This window comes from Streptomyces pilosus, assembly GCF_014649835.1.
GTDB classification, from domain to species: Bacteria; Actinomycetota; Actinomycetes; order Streptomycetales; family Streptomycetaceae; genus Streptomyces; species Streptomyces pilosus.
This window is the reverse complement of sequence record NZ_BMTU01000002.1, coordinates 638,018-653,547: the sequence shown is the minus strand read 5'-3', so window position 1 is coordinate 653,547 and position 15,530 is coordinate 638,018. Positions and strand designations below refer to the sequence as shown.

Here is a 15,530-nt window from a genome sequence, read left to right as displayed (position 1 = left end):
CCCGCCCGGAGTGCGACGCGGCCGGGGGCTCGGCGGTCAGGCGCCCTTGTTGCCGCCGATGTCGCTGTCGACGCCGTTGTCGCCGAGCGACACGACCAGTGCGGCCAGCAGGGCGATCCGCTCGGGCACGCTCGCGGTGTCCAGCCACTCGTGGGGGCTGTGGTCGGCGCCACCGATGGGTCCGAGGCCGTCCAGGACGGGGACTCCGGTGCCGGCGATCAGGTTGGCGTCGCCGACGCCTCCGGTGGACGTGGCGTTCAGGGGGAAACCGATGGCGGCTGCCGCCTGTGCGGCCGCGGCGAGCATGTGGTGCGAGGCGCGGGTCGCCTCCATCGGAGGACAGTCGTCGAGCTGTTCGACGGTGACGGTGGTGCCGGGAACGGCCGGGCTGGCAGCGGCGTCCTCGATGGCTCGTCCGACCCGGCGCAGGCCGGCGGCGGTGACGGCCCGTACCTCCAGGTGCAGTTCGGCCTCGGAGCAGATGATGTTGGGGCGATGGCCGGCCCTGACGACCCCGACGTTGACGGTGCCGTCGTCCCAACGCCCGTTGAGTGCCTGCAGGGCGACGACGAGGTGCGCCGCTGCGAGGGCGGCATTGGCGCCCCGTTCGGGCTCGATGCCGGCGTGGGCGGCGCGACCGGTGACGGTGAGCCGGAAGTCGGCGACGCCCTTGCGGGCGAGCACCAGGTCCCCGTTCTCCCGCGCGCACTCGAGCCCGAGGGCGTAGTGCATGCCACGGGCGACCTCCTCCGTGATCCTCCGGCTGGCTGGGGAGCCGATCTCCTCGTCGGGGGTGGCGAGGAACACCAGCTCCGCGTACTGCTCCGCTTCCTCCTGCTGGAGAAGCTCCAGCGCAGTCAGACCGGCCAGCATGCCGCCCTTGTCGTCGCTGACGCCGGGGCCGTGCGCGCGGGTGCCGTCGAGGGTGAAGGGCCTCCTGGCGGCGGTGCCGTCCTCGAACACGGTGTCCATGTGGGCGGCCAGCAGGATCCTGCACCCGCCGTCCGCCTCGGCGAGACGGCCCGGCTTCCGGGCGATCAGCACATCGCCTGTACGGAGGCCACTCAGACGTCCCACGCCGTCGACGGCGGGGGGACGGATCCGCTCGACGGTGAAGCCGAGCGAAGTCAGGCGTGTCTGCACCCAGTCGGCGACGGCATTGACACCGTGGCGGCTGTAGGAGCCGGAGTCGATGGCCACGAGCTCGGCGAGGTCGCGCAGGTACCGCGGGAGACGGCTGCGGGCCGAGCCGAGCAGGTCGGCGGGGTGGGGTCGGGGCCGCTGCCGCGGGGGCGCACTCACAGGACCTTCGCCAGGAAGGCGCGCGTGCGTTCCTGTTCGGGTTCGACCAGGACCTGGCATGGGTCGCCGGTCTCTATGATCACCCCTTCGTCCATGAAGACGGCCGTGTCGCCGACTTCCCGTGCGAAGCCGATCTCGTGGGTGACGACGACCATCGTCATGCCTTCGTCGGCCAACTGCCTCATCACGTCGAGGACGTCGCCGACGAGTTCCGGGTCGAGAGCGGAGGTCGGCTCGTCGAACAGCATCAGTTTGGGCTTCATGGCCAGGGCCCTGGCGATGGCTACGCGCTGCTGCTGCCCCCCGGAGAGCTGCGCGGGGTAATGGCCGGCGCGGTCGTCGAGACCTACCCGTTCCAGCAGGTGCCTCGCCTCCTCGCGTGCCTGCGCCTTCGTCGTCCCAGCGACGCGCACCGGTGCCTCCATGACGTTCTCCAGGGCGGTCATGTGCGGGAAGAGGTTGAAGCGCTGGAACACCATGCCGATGTCCCGGCGCCGTTCGGCCACTTCCCGTTCCCGCAGCTCGTGCAGCTCGCCACCCTGCTGGCGGTAGCCGACGAGTTCACCGTCGACGGTGAGCCTGCCGCCGTCCACCTTGTCGAGGTGGTTGATGCAGCGAAGGAACGTGGACTTGCCCGAGCCGGAGGGCCCGAGGAGGCAGCACACGCTGCCGCGCCGGACGGTGAGGTCGATGCCCTTGAGGACCTCCAGTTTGCCGTAGCGCTTGTGCACGCCTTCCGCGCGCACCATCGGCGCGCTCTCGTCATGCACGGTCCGGGTGCTGCCGTCGTGCACCGTGGGGGCGCTCATCGGCCCGCCTCCTTGTTCTTCACGCGGAGGGGCCGGGCGGCTGTTCCGAGCAGGCGCCGCAGGGGCGACACGTGCTGGGCATGGACGGTGCCGCGCCCGTAGCGTCGCTCCAGGTACGCCTGCGGGACACTGAGCAGGGTCACCAGGGCCAGGTACCACAGGCTGGCCACGACCAGCATGGGGATGACCTGGTAGTTCTGGGCGTACACGTCCTGGATGTTGGACATCAGGTCGTGCGCGGAGATGACCGAGACCAGGGCGGTCATCTTCAGCATGTTGATGGTCTCGTTCCCCATGGGGGGGATGATGACGCGCATCGCCTGCGGCAGCACGATGCGGCGCATGGTCAGGGCGGGTCGCATGCCGAGGGAGTGCGCGGCCTCGGTCTGCCCCTGGTCGACGGACTGGATGCCCGCGCGCACGATCTCCGACGTGTATGCCGCCTCGTTGAGCCCCAGGGCCAGCAGCGCCGCGACGGCCGGGGTCAGGAGCGAGTTGGTCTCCGCCCGGAAGAAGGTGATGTCGGTGAACGGCACGCCGATCATCACGTACTTGTACAGCGCGGCCGCATAGCCCCAGAAGATGATCTGCACGAGCAGCGGGGTGCCACGGAAGATCCAGACGAAGAAGGTGGCCAGACCGTGCAGGACGGGGCTCGGGGACAAGCGCATGACCGCGATCAGCGTACCGAGGGCGAGCCCGAGGATCATGGCCGTGACGGTCAGCCACAGGGTGGTGAACAGGCCGTCGAAGACGAGGTCGGCGAAAAGGTAGTCACCGACGATGTCCCAGCGCACGTTGTCGTTCTTGGCCAGAGAGCCGACCAGTCCGACGAGTGCTGCCAGAGCGGCCACCGCGGCCACCCAGCGGCCATGGTTGCGCACCGGCACGACGACGAGGTCCTCAACAGGGTGCCCGGATGCGGGCGACACAGTGTCCCGGGGTGTTTTCAGCTCGACCATGCTCAGTCGACCGCCGCGTTCCTGGTGGCTTCCTTCACCGCGATGGAGGCGACACCGTACTTTTCGAAGATCTTGGTCACGGTGCCGTCGTCGATCAGGGCCTGCAGGGCCTTCTGGATCGCGTCGGTCAGGTCCGGCAATTTCTTGGTGACAGCGATGCCGTTGGGCGAGGCCTTGTAGCCGCCGGGCGCGGCCGGGTCCTCGACGAGGTCGAACGTCTTGCCGTCGTCGGCCGTCTTGGCGGTCCAGCCGGCGGCCGGCTTGGTCAGCAGTTGGGCGACGACCTTGCCGGAGCGCAGGGCGAGCTGGGCGTCGGAGTCCTTCGGGAATGTCTGAATGTCGATCCGGCCGTCGCCGGCTTCCTCGCACCGCGCCTGGTGCTCCTTGAGGAGGTCGAGCTGGTTGGTGGCGACCTGCACAGCGATCCTCTCGCCGCACAGATCGTCGAGGGTGGCGATTCCCTCGGGGTTCCCCTCGGCGACGAGGATGCCCGAGCCGGACCGTGAGTAGTCGACGAAGTCGACGACCTGTTGCCGCTCCTTGTTGTCGGTGATGGCCGACATCGCGGCGTGGAACTTGCCGGCCTGAATCGCCGGAACGATCCCGTCGAACTTCTGCGGGCTGAAGACGAACCGGACGCCCAGCTTGGCGCCCAGGGCCTGGGCAAGGTCGTAGTCGAGACCCGTCAGCTCGCTCTTGCCCTCCTCGACGTACATCTCGAACGGCGGGTAGGGCACGTCGGTGGCGACCTTCACGGTCCCCGCTTCCTTGATCTCCGCGGGCAGCGCGTCGTGCAGCGCGGCATCCTTCTCGATCCTCACGCCCGCGACAGTGCCCCCGTTGCCGGCCGGCGGTGCGGGGTCGTCGTCGCTGGAGCAGGCGGTGATCGCGGTCAGGGCGGTGGTCACTGCGGTGGCGGCCGCCAGGCGGCGGACCGAGCGAGCGTTCATGGCGGATCGGGCCTCTCATCCTCCTGCGTCGGCGGAGGCGCCGCCGACTGCGCTCCGGAAGTTACAGAACGATCGATCCGTTGGCCATATGTATCGCACGTTACGTTCACGTCACGACGCCGTCCGCGGTCGTCCGCCGCGTCAGAGCCGACCCAGAAAGGGAGCATTCGGACAGTTGACAGGCTGCACCCAGCCACCCTGCGCGATACATTTACCGCACAGGGAAGCTGATCTGTATCTTCCGTTAACACCTTCCTTCTACCTGCGAGCCCCAGGGACGACGTCCGACCGCACCGATCGCCTCGCGTGCGGTGACCACCGCCCCACCGACGGTCGGCGCGCCACGCCGGCGGACGGCCCCCAGGGGGCGTTGTCGGTCGAGTTGCTGACGCTTCATCAGGCGCCTTGACCGATGCATCATCGGCATCCTGCCCCGGCACCGGACGCGAGGAGAGACACCGTGGGTCACAAGCCGTTCGCCGCATCCACGGACCGCGGCCCCACACCTCTGCCGCCTCGCGAGGCGTGGCGCAGACGCATGCGGGACGACGTGCTGGACGCGGCACGCGCCATGGCAACGGAAAAGGGCTGGGACTCAGTGAGCCTGTCGCAAGTGGCCGCCCGCGCCGAGGTGTCACGGCCGACCGTCTACAAGGAGTTCGGCAGCCGCGGCGGGCTGAGCCGGGCGCTGGTGCACCGGGAGGCGGGGAACTTCCTCGTCGGCGTGGACCGCGCACTGCGACAGCCGGCGGCCACCGCGTCGGACGCGCTCGCCGCCGCCCTCGTGTACGCACTTCAGGAGGCGGGTGAGAACGCACTCGTCGCCTCAGTGATCGGGGCGGCCCGCAACGGCACGGACGCGCTGCTGCCCTACCTGACGGCGCGGTCCGAGCCGGTGGTCACGGGGGCGCGGCTCATCGTGCGGGCCTGGTGTCAGACTCACTTCCGGCACGTCGACGAGACCCGTACGGATCAGGCCGCCGACGTCATCGTCCGCCTCGCCCTGTCACACATCGTGCTGCCGCCGCCCGACCACTCGCTACGCGAGTCGGCCGAGGTCATCACCGCGGCGGCCATGGGTGTCCTGACCCGGTAGACCAGCGAAGTGACGAACCGTCAGAACGTTGACAGTGCGTCCCCGATTGTCAGCGCTCAAGGCCGGTGCCACGCTCTGCCGGGTCAGAACCGGACGCCCGCAAGGAGCACAGCCCGATGACATCACCGTCGACGACGCCCCCTGCGTCCCCCGCCGGCACGCCCTGGCGCGACCGCAAGCGCTACGCGTGGCTACTCGGCCTGGCGGTCCCCACGCTGCCCTTTCAGGCTGGGGCACTGGTCGCTGTCAGCGACTGGCAGGTGCTCTGGTGGTGGGGCCCCTTCTTCGCCTTCGTGATCATCCCACTGCTCGACGCACTGATCGGCCCGGATCAGGAGAACCCCCCGGACGAGGCGATGCCGGCCCTGGAGAAGGACCGGTACTACCGCTGGTGCACGTACCTGTACCTACCGCTCCAGTACGCCGGTCTGCTCTACGCGTGCGTGCTGTGGTCCCGCGGCATGAGCGTGCCGGATGCGCTGGGTCTGGCCACCACGGTGGGTGTCGTCGCAGGTGTCGCCATCAACACGGCGCACGAACTCGGCCACAAGCGGGAATCGGTGGAACGCCGGCTGGCGCGAATCGCGCTCGCTCAGTCCGCCTACGGACACTTCTACGTCGAGCACAACCACGGTCACCACATCCGTGTCGCCACACGCGAGGACCCCGCGAGCTCGCGGCTCGGTGAGAGCCTCTGGGCGTTCCTGCCGCGCACGGTTGCGGGGAGCGTGCGCTCGGCCTGGCACCTGGAGGCCCGCCGCCTCACCCGCCGCCGGCACCGTACGTGGTCGCACCGCAACGACGTACTGACCGCGTGGGGACTGACCGTGCTGCTGTTCGCCACGCTCACCGCCGTTTTCGGTCCGGTGGTCCTCCCCTGTCTGCTCGTCCAGGCGGTGTGCGGCATCCTGCTGCTGGAAACGGTCAACTACCTCGAGCACTACGGCCTGCTACGTGAACGGCGGCCGGACGGGCGCTACGAGCGGGTCGCCCCGCGCCATAGCTGGAACAGCAACAACACCACCAGCAACATCTTCCTGTACCAACTCCAGCGCCACTCCGACCACCACGCGAACCCGCTGCGCCGCTACCAGACCCTGCGCCACTACGACGAGGCACCCCAACTCCCCTCCGGCTACGCCTCCATGATCGTTCTGGCCTGGGTGACCCCACTGTGGCGGCGGGTGATGGACCCGAAGGTGCTGGCGCACTACGACGGCGACACACGGCGCGCCAACCTTCATCACCGCCGGGCGACCCGGTACGGCGCCCCTGTCGGCGACAGCACGCGGAGGGCACCGTCGCACGGAGGATGACATGCGCCGGAGAGGACGACGTCGCAGGGCTACGCCCCTGGCATGCAGCGCAGTGAGGTCACGCTCACGCGGGACGGCGGCAGCAAGGTCGGACCCACCCATGTAGCCGGCGCGCTTCGCCGAACTCCGCGCCGTCCACGGTCCTGCCGTCCCCGTCCCCACCGGCGCCGGCCCTCGACCCGCCCGCGTCCTTGACGACCTCAGCACCGCCGCACAGCCGACTTGGGCCTGGCCCCTGCCCGGAGGAGAAGGCCAGTGGCGGGCCGCGCGCGCTGCCGGGGTGCGCATAACGCCGGGCAGAGGGCGGAACAGGAGGTCCCGCGACCGCCCCGGCCGCCCTTACGGTTGCCTGCGATCACCATGAGGCGCGCCCGCCGGAGCACCTACGACCGCCTGCCCCGCAGCGGCGGGCGCGCCCGCCAGTTCCACACGCTCCCTACGTCGTGACGCACGGTCCCACTTCGCTTCCCCTGGGACACCACCCACCGAGGAGAACGAGGAACCACCATGACCCCCACCACCCCCTCCCCCGACGAGCAGGGCGGCATCAGCCGCAAGAACCTCCTGCGCGCGGCCGTGGCCGCCGGCGCCTCCGTCCCACTCCTCGCCACCGGTGGCATGGCCCTGGCTCGTGACGCGGTCCGCTCCGACGACACCAGGTCGCTCACGCCGACCCCGTACTGCGACGACGGCGACGACCTGACCCCGGACCAGATGGAGGGCCCGTACTTCAAGCCGAACTCGCCGCGGCGCACCAGCCTGGTGACGGCGGGTACGGTCGGTACACCTTTGACGGTGAGCGGCTACGTCTTCGGCCGCAACTGCGTCCCGCTGTCCGGCGTGCTCCTGGACTTCTGGCAGGCGGACAACGCCGGCGCGTACGACATGGCCGGTTTCGCCTTCCGCGGTCACCAGTTCACCGACTCCACCGGCGCCTTCAAGCTCACGACGATCGTGCCCGGCCTCTACCCGGGCCGTACCCGGCACATCCATGTGAAGGCCCAGGCCCCCGGCAAGCCGGTGCTCACCACCCAGCTGTACTTTCCGGGTGAGCCCCGGAACGCCACGGACATGCTCTACGACCCCGCGCTCCTGATGAACGTGCGCAGTGCGGGCAACGGCAGGGAAGGCACCTTCGACTTCGTCCTCGACGTCGACGGCGTCCCGGGCGGTGGGTCCCCTACCCCGACCGACCCGCCGAGCGGCACCTGGGCGGTCGGCAGGAGCTACTCCGCCGGCAACTCCGTGACGTACAACGGTTCCGCCTACCGCTGCCTGCAGGCCCACACGTCCATGGCCGGCTGGGAGCCGCCGAACGTCCCGGCCCTCTGGGCCCGGGCGTAGACACACCCGGGCAATCCCTGCCTTGCTCGACGACCAGTACGGCGGCACCCGACCCGCAACGTCCTGCTGATCTTCGCCCGCGTCTGGGGCCACGCTCTCCACGGGGCGGATCACGTCGAAGACCGCCGCCGCCGACTGGGCCCTTCTCCGGCTCCCGCCCGCGCACCGCCCCGTCCTCGAGCATGCCGGGCAGCTGTATTTCCACGGCTCCTACTCCGAGGAGCGCCGGCGTGGCGCATTGCGGGCGCAGATGCGTCCGCATGTCGACCACGCACGGAGGTCGTGGAGGCCCTTAAGCGGGCCCTGAGGGGCGGGCCGCCCGGCCGGGAGCCGGGCGGCGCACCGGGTGAGGGTCAGTCGTCGAGGGCGTCCGTGACCTTGCCGAGGTCGACGAACTTGAAGTTGGTCGCGGCACGGTCGCCGTCGCCGGGGGTGTCGTGTCCGTCCTGCACGACGAGGAGGCCGTTCGGGTACTTGGAACCGAGTGGGGCGTTCAGGACCGCGGCGCCGTCGCACTCCTCGGAGCCGTCGAGGGTGTCGCTCGCGGCAGTGATCCGGAAGCCGCCCTCGTACTCGTTGGCGTCCTCCAGCTCGCGGTCGTAAGCGGCGAACGTGTTGTCGCCCTGGCTGGAGGCGATGAGGTAGCCGTCACCGTCGGACTCGGTGAGCAGTGTCAGGCCCTCGACGTCCGCCGAGATCCTGGTGCCGCCGTAGCCGGGGTCGGCGCCCGGCGTGCACTCCTCGGTCTCCTCGTCGTAGGTACCGGGGACACCGTACTCGCGGACCTTGTCGACCAGTTTCGGCGTGCCGGTGAGGTCGGCGCGCAGGCGCCAGATGCCGACGTCCTCCTGGCCGGCGTAGAGCATGCCGTTGGCCGGGTCGACGACCATGCCCTCGACCTGCGGCAGCTCACCGGGCTCGCCGCACGGGGACCATGCAGCACCGTCGGGCAGCCGGAAGGCGGAGGGCAGATCCAGGGTGCGGATCTTGCGGTAGGTGACCTTGCCGCCTGCGGCCGGCAGCAGCTCCAGGAGGGCGACGCGGGTGCGCTCGCGGCGGCTGACCAGGGCATAGGACTTCCCGGTCGCCGGGTCCGTCCAGGTCGCCAGACCGTAGGCGGTCCGCTGGTCATTGACCTCGGCCTGGTCTCGGGAGAACACGCGCGGCGCGGCGGGGTCGGTGACGTCGGTCAGCGGACCGCCTCTGCGGTCGCGGTCGATGCGGTAGAAACGCAGGCGGTCGTGGCCGCGGTCGCTGGTGACGGCCAGGTCGGCCCTCCCCGAGGAGAGCCGCAGCCCGTGGAGGAGATCCACGTTGTTGAACCGGCCCGGGGCGTCGTCCACTCCCGCGGCGGGAGGCGCGGCGATCGACTGCACCAGGCGCGCGTCCAGGTCGTAGACGCGCAGACCGCCCTCCTTGGCGGTGGCGACGATGAGGCTGCGGCCCGGGGCCGCGGCGTTGCGCCAGATGGCGGGATCGTCCGCGTCGGCGTTGCCGCCTTCGTCGTCGTCGTGCAGCACCGGCGTCTCCGTACGGGGGGTGACGGACGGCAGTGCCGCACCGGAGACGCGGTGGCGGCCCTCCGCCTGGGCCGGCACGGCCAGGGCCGCCGCTGTCAGGGCCGTGATCACGGCTAGCACGGCCGACCGGGTGCTCGTGGAGCGAGTCACGCGGATCTCCTCTGAGAGGGGGTGGATGGTCCTGCGAGAGAGTGGGCCCTCCGTGTGTCGGCACGGCAGCCGCCGGCTGACCGGTAGCCCCGACCTCGCATGTACACGAGGTGAATGACGTACCGGACAGCGTGTCGCGTATCGGGGGCGTGGGGACAGAGCCAGGACAGAGCCTCAGGGACATGACCCGGCCGCCTGCCGGCGACGCCCTGGGGCGGCTTCCATAAGGTCGACCGGGGCGGGTAGACGGTGCTCAGCCCGCCAGGCGGGTCAGGAAGTACAAACCAATACAACTGAGAGTGACGATCTCCATGTCTCAACCGCTTATGAAGCAGGCGGACGAGCAGGGACCGGATCACACGCTGCGTCGGCACCTGGCCTGGAGCGGATCCCCGCCCACGGCCGCACAGGGCCGGGCCGAAGCCGACGCACTGCTGTCCGCCCTGCACCGCACCCACCGGATCACGGTGCCGCCCGGCGTCGCCGGCGACGTCCGACTCGTGGTCACCGAGCTGCTCACCAACGCCGTACGACACGCCCCCGGTCCCGGTCACCTGAGGCTTCGGACGGCCGAGCGAAACCGCGTCGTGCGGATCACCGTCCGGGACTCCTCCCCTGCCGTCCCCCGGCCCCAGCCGGCCGACCCCCGCCGCATCGGCGGACACGGCCTGGAGATCGTCGAAGCCATCAGCAGCCATCTCGTCGTCCGGCACGCCGGCGGCGGCAAGGAGATCACAGCGGACGTCCCGCTCCGCCAGGCCAGTGCTTCCGCCCGGTACTACATCGACGGAGCACCGGACCACCCCCTGGGGTAGGAGCCGTACGACCGACGCTCCCCTCACACCTCACGGACCCGCGCGCACGTACCCGTAGGACACGATCGCCCTTGACCAGCGTCAACGCCGGTCAAGGGCGGTCGCGCTCGGAGCGGATCTTGAGCGCCACATCGCGGAGCTTGATGTTGTGGTGCTGGGAGATGCGGCGGAGCACGCCGAAGGCGTCGTCTTCGGTCATGCGATGGCGTTCCATGAGGATGCCCATGGCTTCGCCGATGGCGTGGCGGGTTTCCATGGCGTGTTCGAGCTGGTCGATGGTGCGGGCGCTGGCCAGGGCGACCGCGGCGTGCGAGGCGAGCATCCAGCCGGCGGCCTCGATGTCCTGGGTGAAGGTGCCGGGGCGGCGGGCGTAGAGGTCGAGGGCGCCGAAGTCCTCCTTGTCGGTGTAGAGGAGGATGCCGGTCATGCTGCCGATACCGAGCCCGCGGGCCGCTTCCGCGTAGGTGGGCCAGGACGGCTGGGGCCGGGTCATGTCGGTGATCCGGTAGGTGCGCTCGCCGTTCTCGCGGCGGGCGAGGTCGTAGCAGGGTCCCTCGCCGAGCTCGCCCTGGATACGGTCGGATTCCTCGACCATCTCCCCGCACGAGGACAACGTGATCGCCCGGCCCTTGCGCACCGCCATGATCCCGGCCGCGTCACAGCCGTCCACCAGCTGCACCGCCGCCGCCGAGATCGCGTCCAGCGTCTCCTGCACCGACTCCTTGGCCAGCAGGTCCCGGGCCAGTACAGCCATCTGCTCGGCGAACCCCTGCCACTGCATCCCGCCACCACCCGTCTCGACCTCGCCCGTTGCACCGCCCGCTCACCCTAACGCCCGCGCTTCCCCGCCCCCACCGGCCGCGCAACCGGCTCCGCGGCCGGCACGCGCGCGGTCGCGCCCGGTCCGGCCGACGACGACCTCCCCGACCATGACCGGGCGACGATGCGCCGGCTGTTCGCCCGTCCGATGCCCGATGGGACCGACCGCGAGGCGGTTGCGGAGTTGGCCGCCGCCGGCGCGGAAGTCCTCGGCGACGACCCCGTCGCCGCACGCGGAGTCGCCGCGCGTCTGGGACCGTACGTCGGCACCGGTTCTTCCCCGTCGGCAACGGCGAGGCGATCGCGCGTGAGATCCCCGGGGCGCGGCTGCTCATCCTCGAGGATGCCGCCACGGCGATCGGATGCGGCGGTCGGCGAGGTCGCCGAGGCGATGCTGACGCTCGGGTAGGAGACGGCCGGCCCCCTTGCCGCTGGGCGGGGTGTGCCCGTGCGGGCATCGATCCTGTCGCGCCGCCGCCGGTCCTGGCTGCTCGGCCTACCCGGTGACACCGTCGGGGTCCGGCCGCAGCCCGACATCCGTGGGCCCGCCGGCAGCAGCCGGGATGCTGCCCGGTACCCGGCCGAGCACTTCCTCGAAACGGCGGGCCGCGAACGGAACGGGCAGACATCCGCGGTCACTCTCGTGGCGTCTGATGGTCGCCTGACTCAGCTGGGTGCGGCGCGCCAGCTCCCTCACGGAGATGCCTTCGGCCTCCCGGAACGCGATGAGCGCTTTCGCCAGCCGCTCGGATTCCACGCTCATGGCCCAAGCCTTCCGCATCAGGATGCAGAGTGTGAAGAGAGGGTCCTCCCGTCGGAACCGTCGGTGTGCGGGTCGTGCGACCTCGTGGGCCTTGTGGGAAGGAGGGGGTATGGACGATTTCGAGGTGGACCACGTGGTCCAGCGGGCGCTGGACCGGCTGACTCTGCTGGCGGAGACCACCACCGCCATGACCAGCACGCTCGACTCCTACGCGGCGGTGGGGCGGGTCTGCCGCATCCTGGTGCCCCAGTTGGCCGACTGGTGCGCGGTCGACCTGCTCGACGACGACGGCCGCCCCCGCCGGATCAGCGTCGTCCACCGCGATCCCGCCGTACTGCCCATCGGCGGTCTGACCGGTCTGCTGCCCGACGTACCCGAGGAACCGGTCGGTCCGCTCTCACGGGCGCTCATCGGCGCCGGGCCCCTGTTGATCACCGCGGCCGATGTCCCCGGCCCCGACGAGGCTGCCGACCCGCTGCACGCCAGTCAGCTCGAACTGTTCGACCAACTCGGTACCGACACCGCCGTGATCGCCCCCGTGCGCGCCCGCCGCCAGGTCCTCGGCGCGCTGACCATCGGCCGCTCCGCCGACCGCGCCCCTCTCACGGACGACGACCTCGCCATGGTGGAGGACCTGACCCACCGCATCGCCCTCGGCGTGGACAACGCCCGGCTGCACCGGGAGACCCAGCACATCGCCGAACGCCTCCAACGCTCCCTGCTGCCGACCCTGCCCCGAACCGGCCCGCTGCAGATGGCCGCCCGGTACGCGCCCGCCGCGACCACCGCCGAGGTCGGCGGCGACTGGTACGACAGCTTTCTCCTGCCCAACGGCAGCACGACCATGATCATGGGGGACGTCACCGGTCACGACCTGCGCGCCGCGATCACCATGAGCCAGCTGCGCAACATGCTGCGTGGCATCGGCTGCGACCGGCAAGAGCCTCCCGGGGATATCCTGCGCCGCCTCGACCTCGCTCACCAGGCGCTCTATCCGCACGCCACGGCCACCTGCCTCTACGCCCTCCTCGACGAGGACGACGGCGGGAACTGGACGATCAGCTACTCCAGCGCCGGGCACCTGCCGCCCCTGCTGGTCACCCGTGAAGGCGACACCCGCTACCTCAAGGGCGGCCGCGGTCTCCTCCTCGGCGTCGACCCCACCCTCCCGCGCCATCACGCCTCCGAAGCCCTGCCCGCCCGTTCCACCGTGCTGATGTACACCGACGGCCTCATCGAACGGCGCGGCGAGGACCTCAACCACGGCATGACACGCCTGCGGCAGCACGCCGCCGCCCTCGCCCGCGAAGACCTCGACACCTTCTGCGACGAACTCCTCGCCGGCATGGCCACCGACCACACCGACGACATCGCCCTCCTCGTCGCACGAACACCCACCCCGTCACAGCGACCCGCGGCGAACCCATGACCAGGGTCGGCGGTCCCGGCGCAGTCGAGCGGCGAGTCGGCGAGGGGTCTCGGCAGCCTCGCACGACTGCCGTGACCCTCTGCATCGGGGCCGTCCACGGGGGTACACGGGCCGGGTCGCAGGAGTGCCGGACCAGGAAAGGGGCGTCGCGATGGGCGCGCACGACCGGATCGCCGAGCTGCGCCGCGTCGCCCGGGAGCGGTTCGGCTGGAGCGACCTGGCCGCCGAGCAGACGGAGGCGATGGGATCACTGCTCGAGGGCCGCGACGTGCTCGTCGTCATGCCGACCGGTTCCGGCAAGTCGGCCATCTACCAGGTGCCGACCGTCATGCTCGACGGTCCCACGGTCGTGGTGTCGCCGCTGATCGCCCTGCAGCGCGACCAGGTCGTGGGGCTGCGGAAGAGCGCGGCGCCGGACGCCGTGGCCGTGAACTCCGCACAGCCGCGGTCGGCCGTCGACAAGGGCTGGCGGGCGATCCGGGACGGTGATGCCGAGTACCTCTTCCTGTCGCCCGAGCAGCTGGCCAAGGACAGTGTCGTGGAACGGCTGCGGGAGCTGAACCCCTCGCTGTTCGTCGTCGACGAGGCCCACTGCGTCTCGGCGTGGGGACACGATTTCCGTCCCGACTACCTGAACCTGGGCGAGGTCGCCGAACGGCTGGGCCGCCCGCCGGTACTGGCTCTGACCGCGACGGCCGCGGCCCCGGTCAGGTCGGACATCCTCGAGCACTTGCACATGCGCGAGGCGCATGTCGTGGCGACCGGGACCGACCGGCCCACCATCCATCTGGAAGTGCGCACCTTCACCGACGACCCGGCCAAGCGCGAGGCCGTCGCGCGCTGGACGGCCCGGGCGGGCGCCCCGGGCATCCTCTACACCGCCACCCGCAAGGACGCCGAGACGTACGCGGAGCGGCTCCGGCAGGACGGAGTGGACGCCGAGGCGTACCACGCGGGCATGAAGGCTGCCGACCGCCGCCGGATCCACGACGGCTTCATGGAAGGCGCGCCCGCCGTGGTGGTGGCCACTTCCGCGTTCGGGATGGGCATCGACAAGGCGGACGTACGGTTCGTCGCCCACGCGTCCGTACCGGAGGCGCTGGACTCCTACTACCAGGAGATCGGCCGCGCCGGCCGGGACGGGGAGCCGGCCCGGGCGGTGCTGTTCTACCGCCCCGAGGACCTGGGGCTGCAGAAGTTCCTCACGGCCCGAACCCTGGACGCCGACGCGCTGCGCCGCGTCATGGCCATGCTGCGGGACAAGGATGCCCCGCAGAGCCGTGGCCGGACTGCGGAGCTCTGCGGCCTGTCGCGCCGGAAGACCAGCGAGCTGCTGAACCTGCTGGAAGAGGCCGGAGCGGTGTCCGTCGAGGGCAGGCGCCGCGCGGTCCGGGCGCTGCCCGGCCGCACGGTGGACGAGGCCACCGAAGAGGCGGCACGGGTGTTCGAGCGGCGGCAGCGCGTCGACCGCTCGCGCATCGAGATGATGCGCGGTTACGCCGAGACGCCCACCTGCCGCCGCCAGTACCTTCTGGGCTACTTCGGCGAGCAGCTGGACGCCCCGTGCGGACGGTGCGACGTGTGCGACCGCGAGGACGAGCGCCCCGGCACCGGGGCCGGTCGCCGGGACGCCGCTCCGCCGTCCGGGCGGGGCGGGCCCTACGAGGCGAACGACCGGGTGAGCCACGCGGAGTGGGGTGCGGGCACCGTGATGCGCAGGGAGGAGGACCGCCTCGTCGTGCTCTTCGAGCAGGTCGGCTACAAGACGCTGTCGCTGACAGCGGTGCAGGAGGGCGGCTTGCTCACCGGCGCATGACGCGCCCGGCCTCCGGGCCGCGCCATGATGGGGCTGAGAGGCAGGTGGAAACCGGACAGGGTGCGGCGCCGAGTGCCGAGGGCGCCGCGAACCGGCCGTCGGCATCGGCACGCATCTCCTGATCGGGAGGCGACATGTCCGTCTGGTCATGGGTCCGCGAACGCATGGCTGGTCGCACGACCGGGCCCTCCGCGGAAGTCTGTTCGGGTCGGTCGGAGGACACGGGCGGTACACCGGACACCGAGGCGGCGGACCGGCACAGCACGACCGGTACCACGCCCAACGACGTCTTCGTGGGCCGGGTCGCGGGTGACGACCCCGGCTACCTGGAGACGGGCGCCGAAAAGCGTGCCGAACCGGACACCGGTGAAGGAGACGAGACCACGACATCGACGTAGGAGAGGACACCACCCGGGCGGTCACTCCCCCGCCGACGCCT

Annotated in this window: 15 protein-coding genes; 8 read left to right on the top strand and 7 right to left on the bottom strand. The window is 70.9% G+C overall.

Translation table 11 applies throughout. From position 1 onward, the window contains the following. Nucleotides 1-36 precede the first annotated feature (36 nt). Genes IE118_RS07950 through IE118_RS07935 form a run of 4 tightly spaced genes read right to left on the bottom strand, consistent with a single transcriptional unit; the run spans nt 37 to nt 4,023 of the window. Nucleotides 37-1,302 (bottom strand): M20 family metallopeptidase, encoded by a 1,266-nt coding sequence (locus IE118_RS07950; protein ID WP_229846705.1) that lies wholly within the window; start codon nt 1,300-1,302, stop codon nt 37-39. Next, complete coding sequence (locus tag IE118_RS07945; protein ID WP_306430389.1) at nt 1,299-2,111, bottom strand: amino acid ABC transporter ATP-binding protein; 813 nt, start codon at nt 2,109-2,111, stop codon at nt 1,299-1,301. The genes IE118_RS07950 and IE118_RS07945 overlap by 4 nt, the downstream gene beginning before the upstream one ends. Next, the gene (locus IE118_RS07940; protein ID WP_189556819.1) at nt 2,108-3,073 is read right to left on the bottom strand and encodes an amino acid ABC transporter permease; all 966 of its coding nucleotides are present in this window, start codon (nt 3,071-3,073) and stop codon (nt 2,108-2,110) included. The genes IE118_RS07945 and IE118_RS07940 overlap by 4 nt, the downstream gene beginning before the upstream one ends. A 2-nt stretch (nt 3,074-3,075) precedes the next feature. Continuing rightward, nucleotides 3,076-4,023 (bottom strand): ABC transporter substrate-binding protein, encoded by a 948-nt coding sequence (locus IE118_RS07935; RefSeq protein WP_229846703.1) that lies wholly within the window; start codon nt 4,021-4,023, stop codon nt 3,076-3,078. Between the two features lie 460 nt (nt 4,024-4,483). Here IE118_RS07935 and IE118_RS07930 point away from each other — a divergent pair, with 460 nt between their 5' ends. The 4 genes from IE118_RS07930 to IE118_RS07915 all read left to right on the top strand — a co-directional run bounded on the left by IE118_RS07930 (nt 4,484) and on the right by IE118_RS07915 (nt 8,086). Continuing rightward, the gene (locus IE118_RS07930) at nt 4,484-5,119 is read left to right on the top strand and encodes a TetR/AcrR family transcriptional regulator (RefSeq protein WP_189556817.1); all 636 of its coding nucleotides are present in this window, start codon (nt 4,484-4,486) and stop codon (nt 5,117-5,119) included. Nucleotides 5,120-5,235: 116 nt separating this feature from the next. After that, nucleotides 5,236-6,435, top strand: a complete 1,200-nt coding sequence (locus IE118_RS07925; RefSeq protein WP_189556815.1) for an alkane 1-monooxygenase — start codon at nt 5,236-5,238, stop codon at nt 6,433-6,435. Nucleotides 6,436-6,942: 507 nt separating this feature from the next. Continuing rightward, a complete protein-coding gene (locus IE118_RS07920; RefSeq protein WP_189556813.1) occupies nt 6,943-7,779 on the top strand; it encodes a dioxygenase family protein in 837 nt (278 codons plus the stop codon). Nucleotides 7,780-7,888: 109 nt separating this feature from the next. Further along, the gene (locus tag IE118_RS07915; RefSeq protein WP_308431830.1) at nt 7,889-8,086 is read left to right on the top strand and encodes an aminoglycoside adenylyltransferase domain-containing protein; all 198 of its coding nucleotides are present in this window, start codon (nt 7,889-7,891) and stop codon (nt 8,084-8,086) included. Between the two features lie 46 nt (nt 8,087-8,132). Here IE118_RS07915 and IE118_RS07910 read toward each other — a convergent pair whose 3' ends face one another. Next, on the bottom strand, nt 8,133-9,449 hold the full coding sequence (locus IE118_RS07910; RefSeq protein WP_189556811.1) for a phytase: 1,317 nt from the start codon (nt 9,447-9,449) through the stop codon (nt 8,133-8,135). Nucleotides 9,450-9,760: 311 nt separating this feature from the next. On the opposite strand from IE118_RS07910, the gene IE118_RS07905 reads away from it, so the two are divergent. Further along, nucleotides 9,761-10,264 (top strand): ATP-binding protein, encoded by a 504-nt coding sequence (locus IE118_RS07905; protein ID WP_189556809.1) that lies wholly within the window; start codon nt 9,761-9,763, stop codon nt 10,262-10,264. 91 nt (nt 10,265-10,355) lie between these two features. Here the strand turns inward: IE118_RS07905 and IE118_RS07900 are convergent, their stop codons facing one another. Next, a complete protein-coding gene (locus IE118_RS07900; protein ID WP_189556807.1) occupies nt 10,356-11,045 on the bottom strand; it encodes a GAF and ANTAR domain-containing protein in 690 nt (229 codons plus the stop codon). A 534-nt stretch (nt 11,046-11,579) separates the two neighbouring features. Next, nucleotides 11,580-11,846 carry a helix-turn-helix domain-containing protein gene (locus tag IE118_RS07895; RefSeq protein ID WP_189556805.1) on the bottom strand — a complete coding sequence of 89 codons (267 nt, stop codon included), beginning with the start codon at nt 11,844-11,846 and terminating at the stop codon, nt 11,580-11,582. Nucleotides 11,847-11,955: 109 nt separating this feature from the next. On the opposite strand from IE118_RS07895, the gene IE118_RS07890 reads away from it, so the two are divergent. From IE118_RS07890 to IE118_RS07880, 3 genes are all read left to right on the top strand, one after another. Continuing rightward, complete coding sequence (locus IE118_RS07890; RefSeq protein WP_189556803.1) at nt 11,956-13,275, top strand: PP2C family protein-serine/threonine phosphatase; 1,320 nt, start codon at nt 11,956-11,958, stop codon at nt 13,273-13,275. A gap of 151 nt (nt 13,276-13,426) precedes the next feature. Then, a complete protein-coding gene (locus IE118_RS07885) occupies nt 13,427-15,091 on the top strand; it encodes a RecQ family ATP-dependent DNA helicase (protein ID WP_189556802.1) in 1,665 nt (554 codons plus the stop codon). A gap of 164 nt (nt 15,092-15,255) precedes the next feature. Continuing rightward, nucleotides 15,256-15,489, top strand: coding sequence for a hypothetical protein (locus IE118_RS07880; protein ID WP_189556800.1), 234 nt, complete (start codon nt 15,256-15,258; stop codon nt 15,487-15,489). Nucleotides 15,490-15,530: the final 41 nt, after the last annotated feature.

Bases quoted from the DNA above. Each gene is read 5' to 3' on its own strand.
- IE118_RS07895 (WP_189556805.1), bottom strand. From the start codon at position 11,846: ATGAGCGTGGAATCCGAGCGGCTGGCGAAAGCGCTCATCGCGTTCCGG.
- IE118_RS07890 (WP_189556803.1), top strand. From the start codon at position 11,956: ATGGACGATTTCGAGGTGGACCACGTGGTCCAGCGGGCGCTGGACCGG.
- IE118_RS07945 (WP_306430389.1), bottom strand. From the start codon at position 2,111: ATGAGCGCCCCCACGGTGCACGACGGCAGCACCCGGACCGTGCATGAC.
- IE118_RS07920 (WP_189556813.1), top strand. From the start codon at position 6,943: ATGACCCCCACCACCCCCTCCCCCGACGAGCAGGGCGGCATCAGCCGC.
- IE118_RS07900 (WP_189556807.1), bottom strand. From the start codon at position 11,045: ATGCAGTGGCAGGGGTTCGCCGAGCAGATGGCTGTACTGGCCCGGGAC.
- IE118_RS07925 (WP_189556815.1), top strand. From the start codon at position 5,236: ATGACATCACCGTCGACGACGCCCCCTGCGTCCCCCGCCGGCACGCCC.
- IE118_RS07880 (WP_189556800.1), top strand. From the start codon at position 15,256: ATGGCTGGTCGCACGACCGGGCCCTCCGCGGAAGTCTGTTCGGGTCGG.
- IE118_RS07940 (WP_189556819.1), bottom strand. From the start codon at position 3,073: ATGGTCGAGCTGAAAACACCCCGGGACACTGTGTCGCCCGCATCCGGG.
- IE118_RS07905 (WP_189556809.1), top strand. From the start codon at position 9,761: ATGTCTCAACCGCTTATGAAGCAGGCGGACGAGCAGGGACCGGATCAC.
- IE118_RS07935 (WP_229846703.1), bottom strand. From the start codon at position 4,023: ATGAACGCTCGCTCGGTCCGCCGCCTGGCGGCCGCCACCGCAGTGACC.
- IE118_RS07885 (WP_189556802.1), top strand. From the start codon at position 13,427: ATGGGCGCGCACGACCGGATCGCCGAGCTGCGCCGCGTCGCCCGGGAG.